This is a genomic window from Kitasatospora sp. DSM 101779 (genome assembly GCF_025655475.1).
Lineage (GTDB): Bacteria > Actinomycetota > Actinomycetes > Streptomycetales > Streptomycetaceae > Kitasatospora.
In genome coordinates, this window is the sequence record NZ_JAHTIK010000001.1 from 529,012 (window position 1) to 545,598 (window position 16,587).

General features: G+C 76.3%; 19 protein-coding genes. 10 read left to right on the forward strand and 9 right to left on the reverse strand.

What is annotated here, in order from left to right; translation table 11 throughout:
• Positions 1 to 718: 718 nt before the first annotated feature.
• On the forward strand, positions 719 to 943 hold the full coding sequence (locus KSNIM_RS02475) for a three-helix bundle dimerization domain-containing protein (RefSeq protein ID WP_263101541.1): 225 nt from the start codon (positions 719 to 721) through the stop codon (positions 941 to 943).
• A gap of 95 nt (positions 944 to 1,038) precedes the next feature.
• Positions 1,039 to 1,509: a MarR family transcriptional regulator gene (locus tag KSNIM_RS02480; RefSeq protein ID WP_263101542.1), complete on the forward strand. Its 471-nt coding sequence runs from the start codon at positions 1,039 to 1,041 to the stop codon at positions 1,507 to 1,509.
• Positions 1,510 to 1,520: 11 nt separating this feature from the next.
• Here KSNIM_RS02480 and KSNIM_RS02485 read toward each other — a convergent pair whose 3' ends face one another.
• The gene (locus KSNIM_RS02485) at positions 1,521 to 2,117 is read right to left on the reverse strand and encodes a TetR/AcrR family transcriptional regulator (protein WP_263101543.1); all 597 of its coding nucleotides are present in this window, start codon (positions 2,115 to 2,117) and stop codon (positions 1,521 to 1,523) included.
• Positions 2,118 to 2,216: 99 nt separating this feature from the next.
• On the opposite strand from KSNIM_RS02485, the gene KSNIM_RS02490 reads away from it, so the two are divergent.
• Both KSNIM_RS02490 and KSNIM_RS39335 read left to right on the forward strand, forming a co-directional pair.
• The gene (locus KSNIM_RS02490; RefSeq protein WP_263101544.1) at positions 2,217 to 3,038 is read left to right on the forward strand and encodes an SDR family oxidoreductase; all 822 of its coding nucleotides are present in this window, start codon (positions 2,217 to 2,219) and stop codon (positions 3,036 to 3,038) included.
• A 200-nt stretch (positions 3,039 to 3,238) separates the two neighbouring features.
• Positions 3,239 to 3,589 (forward strand): cellulose binding domain-containing protein, encoded by a 351-nt coding sequence (locus KSNIM_RS39335; RefSeq protein ID WP_411543645.1) that lies wholly within the window; start codon positions 3,239 to 3,241, stop codon positions 3,587 to 3,589.
• A 66-nt stretch (positions 3,590 to 3,655) separates the two neighbouring features.
• On the opposite strand, the gene KSNIM_RS02500 is transcribed toward KSNIM_RS39335, so the two are convergent.
• The 7 genes from KSNIM_RS02500 to KSNIM_RS02530 all read right to left on the reverse strand — a co-directional run bounded on the left by KSNIM_RS02500 (position 3,656) and on the right by KSNIM_RS02530 (position 11,126).
• Positions 3,656 to 6,061: a SpoIIE family protein phosphatase gene (locus KSNIM_RS02500; RefSeq protein ID WP_263101545.1), complete on the reverse strand. Its 2,406-nt coding sequence runs from the start codon at positions 6,059 to 6,061 to the stop codon at positions 3,656 to 3,658.
• A gap of 135 nt (positions 6,062 to 6,196) precedes the next feature.
• Positions 6,197 to 6,373 (reverse strand): hypothetical protein, encoded by a 177-nt coding sequence (locus KSNIM_RS02505; protein WP_263101546.1) that lies wholly within the window; start codon positions 6,371 to 6,373, stop codon positions 6,197 to 6,199.
• Between the two features lie 43 nt (positions 6,374 to 6,416).
• Positions 6,417 to 7,085 (reverse strand): GAP family protein, encoded by a 669-nt coding sequence (locus KSNIM_RS02510; RefSeq protein ID WP_263101547.1) that lies wholly within the window; start codon positions 7,083 to 7,085, stop codon positions 6,417 to 6,419.
• Positions 7,086 to 7,265: 180 nt separating this feature from the next.
• Positions 7,266 to 7,973, reverse strand: a complete 708-nt coding sequence (locus KSNIM_RS02515; RefSeq protein ID WP_263101548.1) for an N-acyl homoserine lactonase family protein — start codon at positions 7,971 to 7,973, stop codon at positions 7,266 to 7,268.
• Positions 7,974 to 8,131: 158 nt separating this feature from the next.
• Positions 8,132 to 8,695 carry a nucleoside 2-deoxyribosyltransferase domain-containing protein gene (locus tag KSNIM_RS02520; protein WP_263101549.1) on the reverse strand — a complete coding sequence of 188 codons (564 nt, stop codon included), beginning with the start codon at positions 8,693 to 8,695 and terminating at the stop codon, positions 8,132 to 8,134.
• 110 nt (positions 8,696 to 8,805) lie between these two features.
• A complete protein-coding gene (locus KSNIM_RS02525; RefSeq protein WP_263101550.1) occupies positions 8,806 to 10,656 on the reverse strand; it encodes a GDSL-type esterase/lipase family protein in 1,851 nt (616 codons plus the stop codon).
• Between the two features lie 143 nt (positions 10,657 to 10,799).
• Complete coding sequence (locus KSNIM_RS02530; RefSeq protein ID WP_263101551.1) at positions 10,800 to 11,126, reverse strand: hypothetical protein; 327 nt, start codon at positions 11,124 to 11,126, stop codon at positions 10,800 to 10,802.
• A 122-nt stretch (positions 11,127 to 11,248) separates the two neighbouring features.
• On the opposite strand from KSNIM_RS02530, the gene KSNIM_RS02535 reads away from it, so the two are divergent.
• The 6 genes from KSNIM_RS02535 to KSNIM_RS02560 all read left to right on the forward strand — a co-directional run bounded on the left by KSNIM_RS02535 (position 11,249) and on the right by KSNIM_RS02560 (position 15,270).
• Complete coding sequence (locus KSNIM_RS02535) at positions 11,249 to 11,617, forward strand: ArsR/SmtB family transcription factor (RefSeq protein ID WP_263101552.1); 369 nt, start codon at positions 11,249 to 11,251, stop codon at positions 11,615 to 11,617.
• The gene (locus KSNIM_RS02540; protein ID WP_263101553.1) at positions 11,614 to 12,066 is read left to right on the forward strand and encodes an SRPBCC domain-containing protein; all 453 of its coding nucleotides are present in this window, start codon (positions 11,614 to 11,616) and stop codon (positions 12,064 to 12,066) included. The genes KSNIM_RS02535 and KSNIM_RS02540 overlap by 4 nt, the downstream gene beginning before the upstream one ends.
• A gap of 47 nt (positions 12,067 to 12,113) precedes the next feature.
• The gene (locus tag KSNIM_RS02545) at positions 12,114 to 12,887 is read left to right on the forward strand and encodes an alpha/beta fold hydrolase (RefSeq protein WP_263101554.1); all 774 of its coding nucleotides are present in this window, start codon (positions 12,114 to 12,116) and stop codon (positions 12,885 to 12,887) included.
• Between the two features lie 47 nt (positions 12,888 to 12,934).
• Positions 12,935 to 13,699, forward strand: a complete 765-nt coding sequence (locus tag KSNIM_RS02550; protein WP_263101555.1) for a maleylpyruvate isomerase family mycothiol-dependent enzyme — start codon at positions 12,935 to 12,937, stop codon at positions 13,697 to 13,699.
• A 93-nt stretch (positions 13,700 to 13,792) separates the two neighbouring features.
• Positions 13,793 to 14,548 (forward strand): hypothetical protein, encoded by a 756-nt coding sequence (locus tag KSNIM_RS02555; protein ID WP_263101556.1) that lies wholly within the window; start codon positions 13,793 to 13,795, stop codon positions 14,546 to 14,548.
• Complete coding sequence (locus tag KSNIM_RS02560) at positions 14,545 to 15,270, forward strand: VOC family protein (RefSeq protein ID WP_263101557.1); 726 nt, start codon at positions 14,545 to 14,547, stop codon at positions 15,268 to 15,270. The genes KSNIM_RS02555 and KSNIM_RS02560 overlap by 4 nt, the downstream gene beginning before the upstream one ends.
• On the opposite strand, the gene KSNIM_RS02565 is transcribed toward KSNIM_RS02560, so the two are convergent.
• Complete coding sequence (locus KSNIM_RS02565) at positions 15,259 to 16,473, reverse strand: hypothetical protein (protein WP_263101558.1); 1,215 nt, start codon at positions 16,471 to 16,473, stop codon at positions 15,259 to 15,261. The genes KSNIM_RS02560 and KSNIM_RS02565 overlap by 12 nt on opposite strands.
• Between the last annotated feature and the right edge of the window lie 114 nt (positions 16,474 to 16,587).

Consider the following 16,587-nt stretch of genomic DNA (forward strand, 5'->3'; position numbering starts at 1 on the left):
GACCGGGACCGCGTCGGCCGGTCCGTCGCCGACTCCGGCCCCGACCGCCACCGCGACCGCGACGCCGTCGCCCTCGGGTTCCACCGCGCCGACCGCCTCGCCCTCGCCGACCGCGACCGTGCCCGGCGGCTGCCCGACGCCGGCCGCCACGGCGGGCCCTTCGGCCTCCGCCACGGCTGCGACGGCGCACTGACCGCACGCCCCGGCCGGCGCAGCGTCTGCTGTACCGGCCGGGGTGGCCCGGCGTTGTCGACAGGATCTGCGGGCCCGGGCGTGTCAAGCTGGCAGCAAGGGGCCGGCGCACCCGCCGGGCGGTGCCACGTGCGCCCCGACCTGCTCGTCCCGGACGAAGGCGGCGCCCATGAGCGGCACAGGTGCCACGGGAGCGCCGTCGTCCTCACGGCCCGTACGGCCGCTGGCCCTTCCCGCCGCCGCGAGGGCTCCCGGTCCGTCCCGGCTCGTGGACGCGGCGCGTGGCGGCGACCACCGCCGTCCCACGCCTCCGAGGGCGGCGCCGCCCGCCCACCGCTGACCGGACGCAGGCACCCGCCGACACCCCCACCCCAGCCCCTGCGAGGCCGACATGGACCCGGACGTACCCGGTGACCCGTCCGCCGCCCCGGCCGGTGACACGACCGGTGACACGACCGGTGAACCGCCGGGTGGAACCGCACCCACGGCCGGGCCGGATCCGCCCGACGACAAGGAACGGGCGAACGTGGCGGCGGTCGGTCGCCGCCTGCACCAGCGCTTCGACGCGACCGCGGGCCCCGAGGAGGTGGACCGGGCCCTGGACGAGGCGATCCACCGCTTCGACGGCAGCCGGATCCGCGCCTTCGTCCCGATCCTCGCCGAACGCATCGCCACCGACAGCCTTCGCACCGGGCCCGGCCCCGACCTGCGGGGTCCGGTGGCGCCGGACGGCCTGCCCGACAGCATCTGAGGCCTCCCCGGCCTGTCCCCGAACCCGGTTGCCCTCAACCGGACTTCACCTCCTACGGCGATCGGGGAACCGAACGATCGTAGGGGGAAACGAATATGACGAACGATCAGCTCTCGTACGCGAATCTCGCCGCGCAGCCGGCCGCGTACCGGACGGGCGTGGCCTACGAGGCTCTCGTCGCGTTCGTCCGCGGCGAGCAGGCCGCCCTGGGCTACACCCGGCCCCAGTACTGGATGCCGCGCCACCTGTCGAAGCACGACATCTCGCCGGACGGCCACGGCATGACGGTGCCCGAACTCCGGCAGGCGATGCGGGAGTACCTCGGGACCGAGGACGACCTCGACGCCGAGGCCGGCACCCTGCTGGAGCGCGGCTGGGCCACCCGTGACGACGCGGAGCGCCTCTGGATCACCGAAGCGGGCGACCGCGCCCGAGCCTGCCTCAAGCAGCACGCCCCGGCGATCCGCGACCGCATCCACGAGGGCATCGACGAGGCCGACTACGTCACCGCCCTCAAGGTGCTCCGCCGGATGATCGCCGACACCGGCGGCAGCACCGCGCCGTAGGGACAGGCCTCTCAGTGGTCGGGCAGCGTGTCCAGCCACTGGCGCAGGCGGTCGCCCTCCCGGGTCATGATCTCCGGGTCGCGCAGCGCGTTGGCGAGCAGGGACATGCCCTGGTAGGCGCCGACCAGGGCGACCGCCCGGCCCTGCGGGTCGGGGGCGCCCGCCTGCCGGAACTGCTCGGCGACCCAGTCGAGGAGACGGCGGATGACCCGGGCCGCCGACTCGTCCAGGCCGCCGGGCGGGCGCTTGTCGACCTCCACGGCGAGCGTCCCGGTGGGGCAGCCGTAGCGGGCGGCGGTCTCGCGCTGCTCGACCCAGGCCGCCACCAGCCCCTTGAGGCGTTCACGCGGGTCGGGCAGCAGGTCGAGCCGGGCGGTGAGCGCCTCGAGGTGTCCGGTGTGTTCGGCGAGGGCGGCCTCGACGAGTTCGTCCTTGGTCTTGAAGTAGTAGTACACGTTGCCGACCGGTACCCCGGCGGCCTGCGCGATGTCGGCGATCGAGGTGCGTTCGACGCCCTTTTCGTGCAGGACGGTCGCGGCGGCCGTGGTCAGGCGGCGGCGTTTGGCGGCGGCGGCCTCGGCTCTCGACAGGCTCGGTGAGTCAGTCACCCGACTGACTATAGACACCCCGCGGGCGGCGGGCTAGGCTCACAGCCGTCCATCAAGTGAGTCAGCCAACTGACTTCCAGATCGTACGAGGGAGACGTCATGATCGTGGTCACGGGTGCCACCGGAAACGTCGGCCGGGCGCTGGTCCGGCACCTGGTCGAGGCGGGCGAGCGGGTCACCGCGGTGTCCCGCCGTCGGCCCGAGACCCCGCTGCCGCCGGGCGTGCGGCACGTGGCCGCGGACCTGGCCGACCCCCAGGCCGTCCGGGCCGCCCTGGACGGGGCCGAGGCACTGTTCCTGCTGGTGGCGGGCGAGGAGCCGGAGGGCCTGGTCGGCCAGGCGCGCGCCGCCGGCGTGCGGAGGATCGTCCTGCTCTCCTCCCAGGGCGTCGGGACCCGGCCCGGCAGCTACGCGCACGCCGCGCGCTTCGAAACCGCGGTCACGGCCGGCGCGCCCGAGTGGACCGTGCTGCGCTCCGGCGGCCTGGCCTCGAACGCCTTCGCCTGGGCGGAACCGATCCGCACCCACCGGACGGCCGCCGGGCCGTTCGCCGACGTCGGCCTGCCGTTCGTCGACCCCGAGGACGTGGCCGCCGTCGCCGCGGCGGTGCTCCGCGAGGACGGCCACCACGGCGCCACCTACGTCCTCACCGGGCCGGAGCCCAGCACACCGCGCGCCCGCGCGGCGGCCATCGCCGAGGCGATCGGCGCGCCGGTCGCCTTCCACGAGCAGAACGCCGACCAGGCCCGCGCCGAACTGGCCCGCTTCATGCCGCCGCCGGTCGTCGAGGGCACCCTCGCCGTCCTCGGCACCCCCACCGCCGAGGAACAGCGCATCAGCCCCGACGTGGAACGCGTCCTCGGCCGCTCGCCCCGGCCCTTCGCCGCCTGGGCGGCACGCAACGCCGCCGCCTTCCGCTGACGGCGCCCGCCGCGTCGCCCGGGCCAGCCCCGCGCGGGTGTCGGGTGGCGGCGGCTCTTCCGACGCCCGTCGGATGCCCGGTGCGGACGGGACGTGGGACGGTTTCCCCGGGCGCCCGCCGGATCACGAGGGTTTCCGGCGGGCGCCGCCCGCACCGCCCAGGTCCAGCACCCCGTCCCCGTCCCGGAGGGAGCACCGGCGTGGCGCACGCCTTCGACCCCGAACTGGCCGCCGCCCTGGCGATGTGGGCGCCGGTCGACATCTCCGACCTGGCCGCCGCCCGGGCCGCCCAGGCCGCCGAGTCGGCGGCCGCGCGGGGGCGGGCCGACGGCACCGGGGTGAAGGTCGAGGACGTCCTCGTCCCGGGAGCCCCCTACAGCCCGGCCTCGGGTGCCGTCACCGCGCGGAACGCCTCCTACGACGCGGCGATCGCGCCCGGCGGCTCGGTGTCCGTCGGCTCGGTGTCCGTCGGCTACCAGGCCACCCACACCGGGATCACCGCCGCGCCGGCCGGCTTCGCCCTCAACGGCACGCCCTGCAGCCTCGGCTGATCCACCGTCCGGCAGCCGGGCCCCGTAGGGCGACCGCCCGCGGGGCCCGGCCGTCCGGTACCCGGATCACTCCTCCAGCTGCTGCTCGGACCAGATGGTCTTGCCTGAGGGCCCGTAGCGGCTGCCCCAGCGGTGGCTGAGCTGCGCGACCAGGAAGAGGCCGCGGCCGCCCTCGTCGGTGGTGCGGGCGCGGCGCAGCCGGGGCTGGGTGTTGCTCGGGTCGCCGACCTCGCAGACCAGCACGGTGTCGTGGATCAGCCGCAGGCCGACCGGCCCGCCCGCGTAGCGGATCGCGTTGGTGACCAGCTCGCTGACGATCAGCTCGGTGGTGAACACCAGGTGGTCGAGCCCCCAGGCGGCGAGGCGGCCGGCGACGGCGGCACGGGCGTCGGCGACGCTCGCCGGGTCGGCCGGGAACTGCCACTCGACGACGGCGTCCGGGCGGAGCGCACGGGTGCGGGCGAGCAGCAGGGCGGTGTCGTCGGCGACCGGCGCGGCGGGGCCGGTGGTCAGCTCGTGGCCGATGGCGGCGAGGCTGCCGCCGGTGGCGGCGAGCGCGGCGAGCCGGTCGGACAGGGTCCGCAGGCCGGTGTCGAGGTCGCCGCCCTGCCGGACGAGCAGGCCGTCGGTGTAGAGGGCGAGCAGCGAGCCGGGCGCCAGCTCGACGGTCGTGGTCTCGAACGGCAGGCCGCCGACGCCGAGCAGCGGGCCGGGTTGCAGCGGCAGCGGGCGGGCGGCGCCGTCCGGCTCGACGACGACCGGCGGCGGGTGGCCTGCGCTGGCCAGGGTGCACTGGCGGCTGACCGGGTCGTAGAGCGCGAACAGGCAGGTCGCGCCGATGGTGTCGCGGTGGGCCGGGTCCGCCTCGGCGGCGAGGCGGGCGACCAGTTCGTCGAGGCGGGTGAGCAGTTCGTCCGGCGGCAGTTCGAGGTCGGCGAGGGTCTGCACGGCGGTGCGCAGCCGTCCCATCGTGGCGGCGGCGTGCAGACCGTGGCCGATGACGTCGCCCACGACCAGGGCGACCCGCAGCGAGGGCAGCAGGATGGTGTCGAACCAGTCGCCGCCGATCTCGGCGCCGTCGGCGGCGGGCAGGTAGCGGCCGGCCGTCTCGAGGGCGGAGGTGCGGGTCGCGGAGCGCGGCAGCAGGCGCTGTTGCAGGGCGACGGCGGCGCGGTGCTCGCGGGCGTAGCGGCGGGCGTTGTCGACGCTGAGCGAGGCGTGCGCGGCGATCTCGGCGAGCAGGGCGGCGTCCGCGTCGTCGAAGGGTTCGGGCCGGTCGATCCGCCAGGCCGCGATGGTGCCGAGGACCAGTCCGCGCACGAAGAGCGGTGCGGCGGCGAGGGCACGCGCCCGCTCGGGAACGATCAGGCGGACCAGCTCCGCTTCGGCGAGCCCCTCCAGCAGGGTCGCCCGGTCGAGGACGATCGTGCCGCCGGCCTGGAGCCGACGGACCAGCGGATGGTTCGGCAGCCGCGGCACCGGGTCGCCCGTCCGCAGCGCCCCGGGCGGGCCGATGTCGCCCTCGGCGTGCATCGCGACCCGGAGCAGGTGCAGGTCGCCGCCGCCGGAGGTCTTCGGCGGCTCGTCGCCGGTGAGGACGGGCTCGGCGAGGTCGACGGTGACCAGGTCGGCGAAGGCGGGTGCCAGCACCTCGGCGATCTCCCGGGCGGTGGTGGAGACGTCCAGCGAACCGCCGATACCGGCCACCGCACGGTGGCGCAGCTCCAGGCGGCGGCCGGCTCGCCACTGGGCGGTGGCGTCGGTGAGCAGCGAGGCGACGCCCGCGGGCTTGCCGTTCCGGTCCTCCAGCCGCACGGCGGAGAGGAGGACGGACCACTCCTTGCCCGGGTCGGTGAGCGAGCGGACCTGCTGTTGCCTGGCGGCCCGCGGCCGGCCGGTCTCCAGGACGATCCGCAGCTGGTTCTCGGCGCCGGCGGCGTCCGGTGCGGCGATCACCTCGGCGAGGGTGCTGCCGACGGGCAGGGTGGGCATGCCCGGCAGGCTCGGCATGCCGGGTCCGGTGTTGGTCCGCTCGACCACGAGGTCGGTGCCGCGCAGCACGAAGCCGATCCGGCTCTGGGCGAGGAGGGCTCGCAGCAGGGCGGCACCCTGGTCGAGCTCCTGTGCCAGGTCGGTGCGGACGGCGAGGAGGAGGCGGTGGCCGGCGGCCCCGGCGTGCTCCAGGGGCAGCAGGCGGCAGTGGACGGGGACGGCTTCGCCGGCCGGTCCGAGCAGGTGCAGCACGCCGACGGCGGGCAGTCCGTCACGCACGGTGTCGGCGAGCCCCGGGTCGGGCGGCCGTGGGCCGGCGAGCTGCTCGGCGAACGGACGGCCGCACACCTCGCGGGCCGGCCGGCCGGTGAGTTCCTCCGCCGCGGCGGACCAGGAGAGGATCGTCCCCCGCGCGTCGATCAGGGCTGTCAGGACATCGTCGAGGACCCCGCCGCCGTCGAGGCCGCCCGCTCCGCCCATCCCGCTCCTCCACAGGTCACAGACCGCTTCCTCCCAGTATGGGTAATCCGGCGGCGGCGCGAGTCGGCGCACGGGTCGCGCGCCGTGTCGGCTCCTGTCGGCGGGGACGGACCGGGGCCCGAACCGGGCGGGGGCTCAGGCGGTGGCGAGCGGCCGGGGGCGGGTGGCGGCCAGCGGCGAGGCCCACAGCGGGAGGACCCGGGCGGTGGTGCCCGCCGCGGCGGAGAGCTGGGCTGCGGGCCGGTCGGCGAGCAGCACGGGCAGCTCGGCGGAGGCGGCGGGCCGGTGGGCGGAGAGGGTCGTCGGGCTCATGTCGACGACACTATGCGTCACCACTGACAACGGGTGGCCTCGCTCAGGCCAGGCCCGTCAGCGCATCGCCGAGGTACGCGGCGCCGAGGACGGCCGCCACCGTGGTGGTGATCGCCGTGTTGTGGGCGCCCGTCCAGGCCTTCCACTCGCCGAGGACGCCGTCCGCGCGCTCCCCGCGGGCCAGGTGGACGCCGAGCGGCACCAGGGTGCCCAGGGAGCCGATCAGCACCAGCAGCCCGGCCGCGAGTGCCATGCCGCCGGTGCCGGTGCCGCTCGCGGCCACGGACACGGCGCCCCCGACCGCGAGGGCGAGGTTCCTCGGGTCGGCGACGGCCAGGCCCAGCGCGAGACCGAAGGACGAGCCGGCGGTGAGGCGGTCCGCGGTCCGCATCCACGGCGGCGGGGCGGTGACCCGTCCGGCCCGGGGGCGGCCCCGCCAGCTGCGGAGGGCGAGCAGCCAGAGCGCCGCGCCGAGGGCGAGCTTCAGCCAGGCCGCCCAGGTGGGACGCCCGTCGCCGCCGGCCAGCCCGATGCCGATCGCCAGCGCGGTGCCGACCACCCCGGCCAGGCCGACCGTCCAGCCGGCGGCGACGGCCGGTCCGTTGGTGCGCGCCCTCCGCGTGCCGAGCACGAGCACCACCGCGACCAGCGGCAGCGGATTGATCGCGAGGCCCGCGGCCGAGGCCAGCATCGCACCGACCGCCTCACCCATCCCGGCCCCCTCTCGACACCGACACGCTCCTGTACCGGCACATACCCGGATCGGCGCGGAACGGACAGCGGCGTGTCGACTCGGGGTCCACGCGTCGGCGGACCCGCCGGCCGCGCCCCGGCGAAGCGCCGCGCCGTCCGGCGAGGAACGGCGACCCCGATGGCCTGTACCCGAGCGGCCTCAGCCGCTGAGGTGGGTCGGTTCCCAGACCGAGCTGTCGTGGGCGAGGAGCACGCGTCGCGGGTCGAGGTCCAGCAGCCTGTCCAGCCACGGCCGGTAGGCCGGGAGCGGCGGTTCGACGCCGTCGAGCGCGGCGCGCCGGGCGAGGTGGTCCGAGGAGAAGTCGGAGGCGAAGTCGTGTGCCTGGCCGGCGAGGACCACCGTCCCGTCTCCCGTCCGGACCACCAGGGACTGGTGGCCCTCCGTGTGCCCGGGGGTGGGGAGGACGAGGACGCCGGGCCGGATCTCGGCCTCCCCCGAGACCTCCTCGTACGTCGCTCCGGGGAAGTCGACGAGTTCCTCGACGGTGTGGCCGCCGCCGCGCGCCGCGGCCAGCTCGGCCGACTGGACGAGGATCGGCCGGCCGGGCAGCAGCGGGTTGCCGCCGCAGTGGTCGAAGTGCAGGTGGCAGTTGACGACCAGGGAGATGTCGGCGAGGTGGGCGCCGACGCCGGCGAGGGCGGCCTGCAACGGCCGCCGCCGGGGCCGGTAGTGGGCCTCGGTCTCAGGGCCGGCCTCGCCGATGCCGGTGTCGAACAGGATCAGCTCCCCGTCGTGCCGCACCAGGTAGGCGAGCACGGGTTCGACCCGCGGCTGCGGGCCGCCGGTCTCGGACGCGGGACGGACGAAGTACCCCAGGTCGAGGCGGTGGACGACGGTGTTCTCCATCCCGCCATCCTGGCGAGTCGACGGGCGCGTCGGCCAGTAGCCGCCGGCCGGATCCCCTCGGGGCGGCCCGTCCCGTCCGACCGGTGCGCGGGCCGGGGCGGAGCCGGCGGCTGCGGCCCGGTGGCTCCCGGGAGCCGTCGTCGAAGGCGCACGGGTGGTCACGTCAGGGGCGTGGGGGCACCTCGCGCCTTGAGGACGGGGCCCTGTCGCCGTTCGTCCCCGGGCCGGCCGGCGGCGGCTGCCCCCGTCACCAGGGCGAGGGCTGCCGCCACCGTCTCCGGGAGGGTCTCGCGGACGGGTGCGCCGTAGTGCCGGGCGAGGTGCACCAGGTAGCGGTTGCGGCCGGGGTCGGGGCAGTCGGGCGGGCAGCCGAGCACCGTCCGGCCGGTGGTGACGTCGTGTCCGAACTCGACGTTGGTGGTGAACCCGGGCAGGGTGCGCAGGTCGCGCGGGATCCAGAAGAGGATCGCGGTGGCGGCGGCCCGGCCGGCGGTCTCCCAGGCGAACTGGTGGTCGTAGTCGACGGCCCGGAAACCGTCGCGGTCCTCGGGGAGCAGCACCGTCAGCGGCTTCGGGCCCGTCCACCGCGCGGCGATCAGGTCGACGGCCTGCGGCCGCCAGGAGGCCACCTCCGCCGCCCTGGGTGTCGGCCCGGCCAGGAAGACGCTCGGGCCGTCCGGGATCTCCTCGCGTGCCCACACCAGCCGGATGGTCCCCGTCATCGCTCCCCCGCCCGCTGCCGTCCGCCCGCTGCCGTCCCGCGCGTCGACGCTGCCCGTTGTGTCGGGCGTTGTCCCGCCCGCTGGCCCGTGTGTTGTCCGTGCGGCCGAGACTACCGGCCGGCGGGGCCGCCCCGGGCGAGCACCTCGGCGAGGGTCGGGGCGAGGGTGTCGGCGAGCAGCCGGGTGCCGGCGTCGTCGAAGTGCAGGTGGTCGTGCGGGTCGTGGACGCCGTCGCGCAGCCGTTCCGGCGCGGCGGGGTCGCGCGTCGCCAGGTCGAAGTCGGTGTGGGCGTCGAAGTCGCGGGAGGACCGGATGTAGGAGTTGACCCGCTGTCGGACCTCCTCCCGCTCCTGCGTCCAGCGGGCGCTGCCGCCGAAGGGCGGGATCGTCGCGACGACCACCCGCATCCCGTGGGCGTGCGCCAGGGCGGCGATCTCCCGGATGCCCGCGGTCAGCGCCTGCGCGGAGGCGTCGTGCAGGGTGATGTCGTTGATGCCCTCGTAGAGGACGAGGGTCCGCGCGTCCGGCTGGGCGAAGACGTCCCGGTCGAGGCGGTTCAGTGCGGCGGCCCCGGCGGAGCCGGTGCTGTCGGTCAGCAGCGAGTTGGCGGACAGTCCGGCGTTGGCGATGCCGGTGCCGGGCGCGGTGCGGTGCAGGTCCGCGGCGCAGAGGTCGGGCCAGCGGTGGTCGGCGTCCGGACGGGTGTGGGCGCCGTCGGTCTGGGAGTCGCCCAGCGCGACGACGGTGCCGCGGCCGTTCGCGGTGGCGAGGTCGACGCCGGCCAGGAAGGCCCAGTACGACATCTGCCCGGTGAACGCGGCCCCGCCGGTGTCGGTGCTGTGGTCGCCCGCGCCGGAGGCGGTGGTGTACGAGGTGCTCAGCGCCCACGGGTGGCGGGCTGCGACCAGGACCCGGCCGGGCAGGTGGATGCTGACCAGCAGTTCGTCGCCCTCGGCGACCGGGAGGTCGATCGGGTCGCTGTAGGCGTCGCCGCCGGCCGGGACGGTCGTCCGCCCCCGTCCGGCGAAGGTCAGCGGCACGGGTGCCGCGCGGGCGGCACCGTGGTCGGCCTGCACGGCCAGGGTCACCCGGCCGAAGGTGACCGGGACGGGTGAGAGGGCGTTGGTCAGCCTGATCCGCACCGTCCGCCCGGCCAGGTTCGGGTGGACGACCATCCGCAGCGTCCGGTCCGTCCAGCCGTCGGACTCCGGCACGGCGGACGCGCTGCCGGTGGACGCCGTCCAGGCGGCCTCCCAGACCCGGCCGCCCGGGGCGTCGGCGGTGTTGCGGACGGCGAGGTCGAAGACGTGCAGCGTCGGAGCGCGGTCGTAGCGGTCGCCGCGCAGCCGGGGCAGGGTCACCGCGCTGACCGTCCTGCCGCGGTCGATCGGGACGGCCACCGCGTAGAGCCGGGCCTCGGCCGGCACGGTGCCGGACGGGGTGTGCCGGTGCGGCAGGGTCAGCGCCGCCACCGCCGCGCTCCCCGCCGCCCAGTCGCCGACGGTGAGCTCGTAGCTGCTGCTGGAGCCGTCGCTGTAGTGCACCGTGCCGCTCCCGGTGGCCGGGCCGCCCGTGGCGGTGGCGAGGAAGCCGAGGGCGGTGCCCCTGCCGCCGATCGCCACGCTCTGGCCCGCCGCGAGGACGTTGTCGGGCCAGCCGGGCGGCACCTCGGCGCGGGTGTAGGTCGTTCCGTTGACGGTGATCCGCGCGCCGCGCGACCATCCCGCCGCCGTGAGGTCCGCCTCGGCGAGGCTTCCGCCCCGTCCGTCCAGGTCGCCGGTGGCGGGGGCGCCGTCGGCGGTGACGGCGGTGTTGTCGAAGAGTCCGGCCAAGGGAGCAGCGCCCTCGGCGGCGGCGCCCGGCGGCGCGGCTCCCGGGGAGAGCAGATGGGCGCCCAGCACCGACAGGACGGCCAGCGCAGCCGTCGGGCCGGCAGCCGGGCGCACCCGGAGGCGGTTCATGGCATTCCTCGACGTCACTGTAGGTCCGCCGCGCGGCGCCCGCCCCGGCACGGCCCCACCGCCGAGCGACCGCCCCGGACCGCCGCAGGCCGCCACGGCAGCCGCGGCAGGACCGGGCGCGCCGCCCCTGCTCCCCCGCCGGCCTACTGCGAAGCCCGGACCGCGGCCCCGGCGGAGACCACGTGCAGCTTCACGACCACCTCGTCGCCGTCCCCGCGGCCGTGCTGCCAGATCGCGGGGCCGATGAGCGCCAGCTCTGCGGCATCCTCGCGGAGGGCGTGCTGCTTCGGGGTCTCCGGGGCGACGCCGCCCGGCTCGTCACGGTCCCGGGCTGCCGCCGCGGCTTCGGCCGGGGCCTTCGGCAGACGCACCGTGACGGGGCCGACCTGGGCATCGAGGCGTCCGCCGATCGCTGCCAGGACCTTCGCATCCTCGCGGTGCCTGACGTGCTGCTGCCCTTGATCGTTCACACGACGGGGCCATGCATCGGCATCCGCCCTGTCATCGCCGTTGCCGAGCCCGGCCCTCCGATCCGAGCAGGTTTCACAACCAAACGGTTGTGCAAACGGAGGGTTGTACATAGGCTGGCGGCATGACAGTCGTCGACGACGGGCTGAGCCTGGTGTTCGCCGCGCTGGCCGATCCGACCCGGCGGGCGATACTCGAGCGGCTCGCGGCCGGCAGTGCCACCGTGGGCGAGCTGGCCGAGCCGTTCGCGATGAGCCAGCAGGCGGTCTCCAAGCACCTGAAGGTGCTGGAGCAGGCCCGCCTGATCTCCCGTACCCGCGCGGGGCAAGCCCGCCCGTGCGTGCTGGAACCGACCAACCTGGACGCGGCGACCGACTGGATCAACCGCCACCGCCGTGTCTGGGCCGACCGCCACGACCGCCTCGACGCACACCTGGCCGCGCTGCGCGCGGAGCAGCGCGACGGCGGCGCCGAGGAGACGAGCGCACCATGACCGCCACCGGCGAACTCACCTACCGGCGCATCCACCGCGCCCCGCCCGAGCTGCTGTTCGACTGCATGACCACCCCGGAGCACCTGACCCGCTTCTGGGGCCCGACCGGCACGACGACTCCGCTGGACGGGATCGTGGTGGACCTCCGACCGGGCGGCGCCTTCGAGACGACCATGGTCAACGACGCCGACGGCAGCACCTACACGATGCGGGCGGTGTACGCGGAGGTCCGCCGGCCCGACCGGCTGGTCTGGGTCGAGGCCGACGTCGAGGGCGGCATGCGGACCACCGTCACCTTCACCGACCTGCACGACGGCCGGACGGAGGTGGTCACCCATCAGACCAACGTCCCGGCCGCGTACCTGAGCGCCGCGGCGCAGGCCGGCTTCGCCACCAGCCTGGACCGCTTCGAGGCGTACGTCGCCGGCCTGACCGCCGAGCGCGGCTGAGGGCACCGGAACGGCCGCCGATCCTCCACGAAAGGCAGGGAGTCACCATGCCTGTCCTCACCTCCGCCGACGGCACCCGCATCGCGTACGAGTGCGGCGGCCGCGGCCCGGCGCTCGTCCTGGTGGACGGTGCGCTGTGCCACCGTTCGGCCCGCCCGCTGGCCGCGCTGCTGGAGCGGGACTTCACCGTGTACGCCTACGACCGCCGCGGCCGCGGCGAGAGCGGCGACACCGCGCCCTACGCGGTGGACCGCGAGATCGAGGACCTACGGGCGGTGGTCACGGCCGCCGGTGGCCGGGCGGCCGTCCACGGGATCTCCTCGGGCGCCGCGCTCGTCCTCCGGACGGCGGCGGCCGAGCCGGGGATCACGCGGATCTCCCTCTACGAGCCGCCGTTCGTCGGCGAGGCCGGCCGGGCCGCGGAGGCGAAGGAGTACTCAGTCCGGCTGCAGGAGCTGCTCGCGGCCGGTCGCCGGGGCGACGCGGTGGCGCTGTTCATGGCGCACGTCGGCGTCCCGGCGCAGGCCGTGACCGGGATGCGGGCGCAGCCGCACTGGTCGGCCTTCGAGGCAATCGCCCCGACGCTCGCGTACGACGACGCGGTGCTGGCGGACGGTTCCGTGCCGCGCGACCCGGCGCGGCGGGTCGGTGTGCCGGCGCTCGTCCTGGCGGGCGGGGCGAGTCCGCCGGAGCTGCGGCAGGCGGCCCGGGCGGCCGCGGAGGCGCTGCCCGGCGCGGCGTACCGCACACTGGCGGGCCAGACGCACGACGTGGCCGCGGAGGCGCTGGCCCCCGTCCTTGCGGAGTTCTTCCTCGGCTGAGGCCGGACCGGGGCCGGTGGGGCGGCGGTCCGTGCTGAACTGTCGTCATGGACAACGCGCGATACCTGGAATGCCTCGCGGCCGACTTCGCCCGGCTGCGGTCCGTGGTGCCGATCGCCCCCGCCGCGGCGGTGCCGACCTGCCCGGGGTGGACGGTCACCGACCTGGCCCGGCACGTCGGCGCCGTGTACCTGCACAAGATCGCGGCGATGCGGGAGGGCGCCGAACCCGAGCAGTGGCCGCCGAAGGGGTTGGACGAGGAGGAGCCGCTCGCGCTCCTCGACCGGGCGTACCAGGGCCTGCTGGCGGAGTTCGCCGCCCGCCGCCCCGAGGACCCGGCCGGCTCGTGGTACACGCCGGACAGGTCGGTGGGCTTCTGGATCCGGCGGATGGCTCAGGAGACGGTGATCCACCGGATCGACGCCGAACTCGGCGCCGGGCAGCGGGTCGCCCCCGTCCCGCAGGACCTCGCGGTGGACGGCATCGACGAGCTGCTCAAGGTCTTCGTGGCCTACAGCGTCGCCGAATGGGGCGACTACTTCACCGAGGTCCTGGACGCTTCGCCCGGCCGCAGCTACGAGGTGCGGACCGTGGGGGCCACCTGGCGGGTGCGGTCCGGCCCCGGCCTGTTCACCGTCGAGGACGGGACGGCCGGCGACCCGCCGGACGTCATCGTGAGCGGTCCGCCCGCGGCCGTGCTGCGCTGGGTGTGGAACCGGCAGGACGGTGACCCGGCGCCCGGCCTGACCGTCGAGGGCGACCGGGACGCCGTCGCGGAGCTGAAGCGCTGCATCGTCACCGCCACCCAGTGACACCCGGCGCCCACCCGCCAGGACTTCTCGGAGGAACACGGGTACCGGGCCGCGGCTGCGGACACTGACCGGGCGTGGAGTCGTTCATGCCCGGTGAGGGGGCTCGAACGGGCGGCGCTGGCCGCCTGGTCCGGGCCCCCGGGCGCCGCACGCCCCGCCCAGTACACCTCTGTGCGGACGGTGGGGCACAGCGCCTCACTGAGCGAGGGCCGCGGCGGGGCGGTGCAGCGCGGGACGGTCGACGAGTCCGCCGAGGCGCGGACGGCCGTGGACGGCAGTCGGCCGTCCCTGCGCCGGACCGCGGCCGGCGAGCGGCAGACGCCTGCACCGGGCCGTGGCACGGTCAACTCCCCCACCTACGCGCTGCTCTGCGCCCTGCCGACCGATCCGGCCGCCCGGCTCGCGGAGCTGCGCGCCGAGGCCGACCGCGACCACGGCGCGGGCTCGGGCTCCACCACCGGGACGGACCAGGAGGCCTTCGCCGCGTTCGGCGACCTGTTGCGTACCGCGGTGGCCCCGTCGGCGGCGGGCGCCGCCCCGTGCCGGCCGGCCGGCCGGGTGCGCGGCGGCGAGCGCCGTGAGTGGGGCGTCGACCGCACGAGCCTGCGGCTGCTCGGCGAGCGGACGGTGCTGGTGGAGCACGGTCCGTGGGGCCGGGCCGGCGACGAGGTGAGCTCGATCGCCGTGGTGGCCCGGGGCGTGGTGGACGCTCCCGGTCGGGTCGGCGGTGGGCGGACCGGCGGCAGGCGGGTGATCGGCAAACCCCTTTGTGCGCTGCGGCCCGCAACCAGCACGATGTCCCCGCACGGTCGATCGGAGCAGCAGTCGGAACGACGGGAGCAGGGATGATCCGCTGGGTGTACGCGTTCGTGGACCGGCCGCGGGAGCGGTTCGAGCAGGCCGCCGGTTTCTGGACGGCGGCCACCGGGACGGCGCTGTCGCAACCGCGAGGTGCGGACGGCGAGTTCGCCACTCTGCTGAGCCAGGGGACGGATGCCTGCCTGAAGCTCCAGGGCGTGGCCGACGGTGCCGGCGGCGCCCACCTGGACCTGGCGGTCGAGGACGTCCGGGCGCTGACCGAGCATGCCGTACGGCTGGGCGCCTCGGTGGTCGCGGAGGAGGCGGGCCTGGTGGTCCTCGCCTCCCCCGCCGGGCAGTTGTTCTGCGCGGTGCCCTGGCACGGCGAGTCCCGCCGCCCGCCGGTCTTCGCGGCCGCACGGCTCGACCAGGTCGCCCTCGACGTCCCCGGCGAGGCGTTCGAGGCCGAGGCGGCGTTCTGGGGCGGGCTGACCGGCTGGCCGGTGCTCACCGGCTCACGGCCTGAGTTCCGGGTGGTCAGGCCGCCCGCGGAGCTGCCCGTCCGGATCCTGCTGCACCGGCTCGACGACCCGCGGCCGGCCGGCGCCCACCTGGACTTCGCCTGCGCCGACCGGGCCGCCGCCCGCCTCGACCACGAGAAGCTCGGCGCCGTCCTCGTCGCCGAGCACGGCCACTGGACGGTGATGCGCGACCCGGCCGGCGGCACCTACTGCCTCACCGACCGCGACCCCCACACGGGCTCACTGGGCTGAGCCCGCACCTGGGCTCAGCCCCCTCGGCCCGCCACCGCCGGGGCGGGTGAGCCGATCGGCCAGGCCGCAGGTCAGCACGGCTGCGGCCAGGCTGGCGACGGCTGCGCCGAGCAGCGCCGTCTCGTAGTGGGCGCCGGCCGTCAGGCGTACCGCCGCGGCGGCCGCGAGCAGGGCGGCGAGGGCGGCCGGCGCCAGGGCGAGCGCGGCAGTACGGGGGCGCACGGCCAGGACCGGAACGGCGGCCGCGAGCAGGACGAGGAGCCCGGCCGCGGCGGCAAGCAGCGGGGTACCGAAGTTGACGCCGTACCGGATCGCCAGCGCCGGGACGAAGAACAGCACCAGGGACCGCCGCAGTCCGTCCGCGAGCATCCCGGTGGCCGGCCCTGCCGCAGGGCCGGCGGCGGCCGGGAACCGGCGGCGCAGCAGCGCCGTGGCCGCGAGCAGCGCGACTGCCGCAGCCGCACCGGGGAGCCGCTCGGGCAGCCGGCCGAGGTTGTAGAGCAGCGCCGTGTCGTACACCGTGAGGACGAGGTGGCCGAGGGCCGCGAGCTCGACGGCGAAGAGCAGCAGGCCCGCGGTGCCCGGCGGCCCCGAGGGCGCGCGGGCGGCACGCGCGTCCCGCCGGACGAGGGCGGCGACGGCGGGCGGGGTGAGCACGGCGGAGAGCAGGCGGAGCGCGATGTCCTGTTCCGTCCACGGTGTGCGCAACTGCCATTCGACGGTGCAGAAGACGGCGGTGTACGAGGCGGCGGCGAGGCCGAGCATCGGCGAGAGTGCCGCCTGCCGGTAGGCGGCCGGGTCGAGTCGGCGCAGGACGGACAGGAACACCAGGAGGACGAAGGGCAGTTCGAGCAGGGCCGGGGCACGGAACAGGCTGGGGGCGAGGAGTTCGGGCGCGGGCACGTGGGCGGCGAGTTCGCGCACGGCCGGGCCGTCGGCGAGGTCGAACCATCCGGGCGGCAGCAGGCGGGCGACGAACGAGGCGTCACCGCCGTGCACCTGCAGCAGGTAGACGGTGACCAAGAGCTGGTTGAGGTGGATCAGCGCGGTGACGGCCGTCAGCGCGGCCTCCGGGGTGGCGCCGCGCCGGTCGTTGGCGCCTCCGGGCGGCGCGGCGCGGCGCAGCACCCGCGGGGCCTGCCACAGTGCGGCCGCAACCGATCCGGCCACGGCGGTGTCCACGAGGAGGGTGCCGGTCGACATGGGCCGCCACTCTAGGGGACGGGCCGATCCGGGGGCCGAGCAGGACCGGGGATCACGTTCAAGCATCGCACCGGGACACCGTGGACGGACCTGCCGCAAGTGACTCGGCCGGCT

Excerpts from the sequence above, each read along its gene's own strand:
- KSNIM_RS02480 (WP_263101542.1), top strand. The coding sequence starts at position 1,039 with ATGACGAACGATCAGCTCTCGTACGCGAATCTCGCCGCGCAGCCGGCC.
- KSNIM_RS02490 (WP_263101544.1), top strand. The coding sequence starts at position 2,217 with ATGATCGTGGTCACGGGTGCCACCGGAAACGTCGGCCGGGCGCTGGTC.
- KSNIM_RS02500 (WP_263101545.1), bottom strand. The coding sequence starts at position 6,061 with ATGGGCGGAGCGGGCGGCCTCGACGGCGGCGGGGTCCTCGACGATGTC.
- KSNIM_RS02505 (WP_263101546.1), bottom strand. The coding sequence starts at position 6,373 with ATGAGCCCGACGACCCTCTCCGCCCACCGGCCCGCCGCCTCCGCCGAG.
- KSNIM_RS02510 (WP_263101547.1), bottom strand. The coding sequence starts at position 7,085 with ATGGGTGAGGCGGTCGGTGCGATGCTGGCCTCGGCCGCGGGCCTCGCG.
- KSNIM_RS02515 (WP_263101548.1), bottom strand. The coding sequence starts at position 7,973 with ATGGAGAACACCGTCGTCCACCGCCTCGACCTGGGGTACTTCGTCCGT.
- KSNIM_RS02520 (WP_263101549.1), bottom strand. The coding sequence starts at position 8,695 with ATGACGGGGACCATCCGGCTGGTGTGGGCACGCGAGGAGATCCCGGAC.
- KSNIM_RS02525 (WP_263101550.1), bottom strand. The coding sequence starts at position 10,656 with ATGAACCGCCTCCGGGTGCGCCCGGCTGCCGGCCCGACGGCTGCGCTG.
- KSNIM_RS02535 (WP_263101552.1), top strand. The coding sequence starts at position 11,249 with ATGACAGTCGTCGACGACGGGCTGAGCCTGGTGTTCGCCGCGCTGGCC.
- KSNIM_RS02540 (WP_263101553.1), top strand. The coding sequence starts at position 11,614 with ATGACCGCCACCGGCGAACTCACCTACCGGCGCATCCACCGCGCCCCG.
- KSNIM_RS02545 (WP_263101554.1), top strand. The coding sequence starts at position 12,114 with ATGCCTGTCCTCACCTCCGCCGACGGCACCCGCATCGCGTACGAGTGC.
- KSNIM_RS02550 (WP_263101555.1), top strand. The coding sequence starts at position 12,935 with ATGGACAACGCGCGATACCTGGAATGCCTCGCGGCCGACTTCGCCCGG.
- KSNIM_RS02560 (WP_263101557.1), top strand. The coding sequence starts at position 14,545 with ATGATCCGCTGGGTGTACGCGTTCGTGGACCGGCCGCGGGAGCGGTTC.
- KSNIM_RS02565 (WP_263101558.1), bottom strand. The coding sequence starts at position 16,473 with ATGTCGACCGGCACCCTCCTCGTGGACACCGCCGTGGCCGGATCGGTT.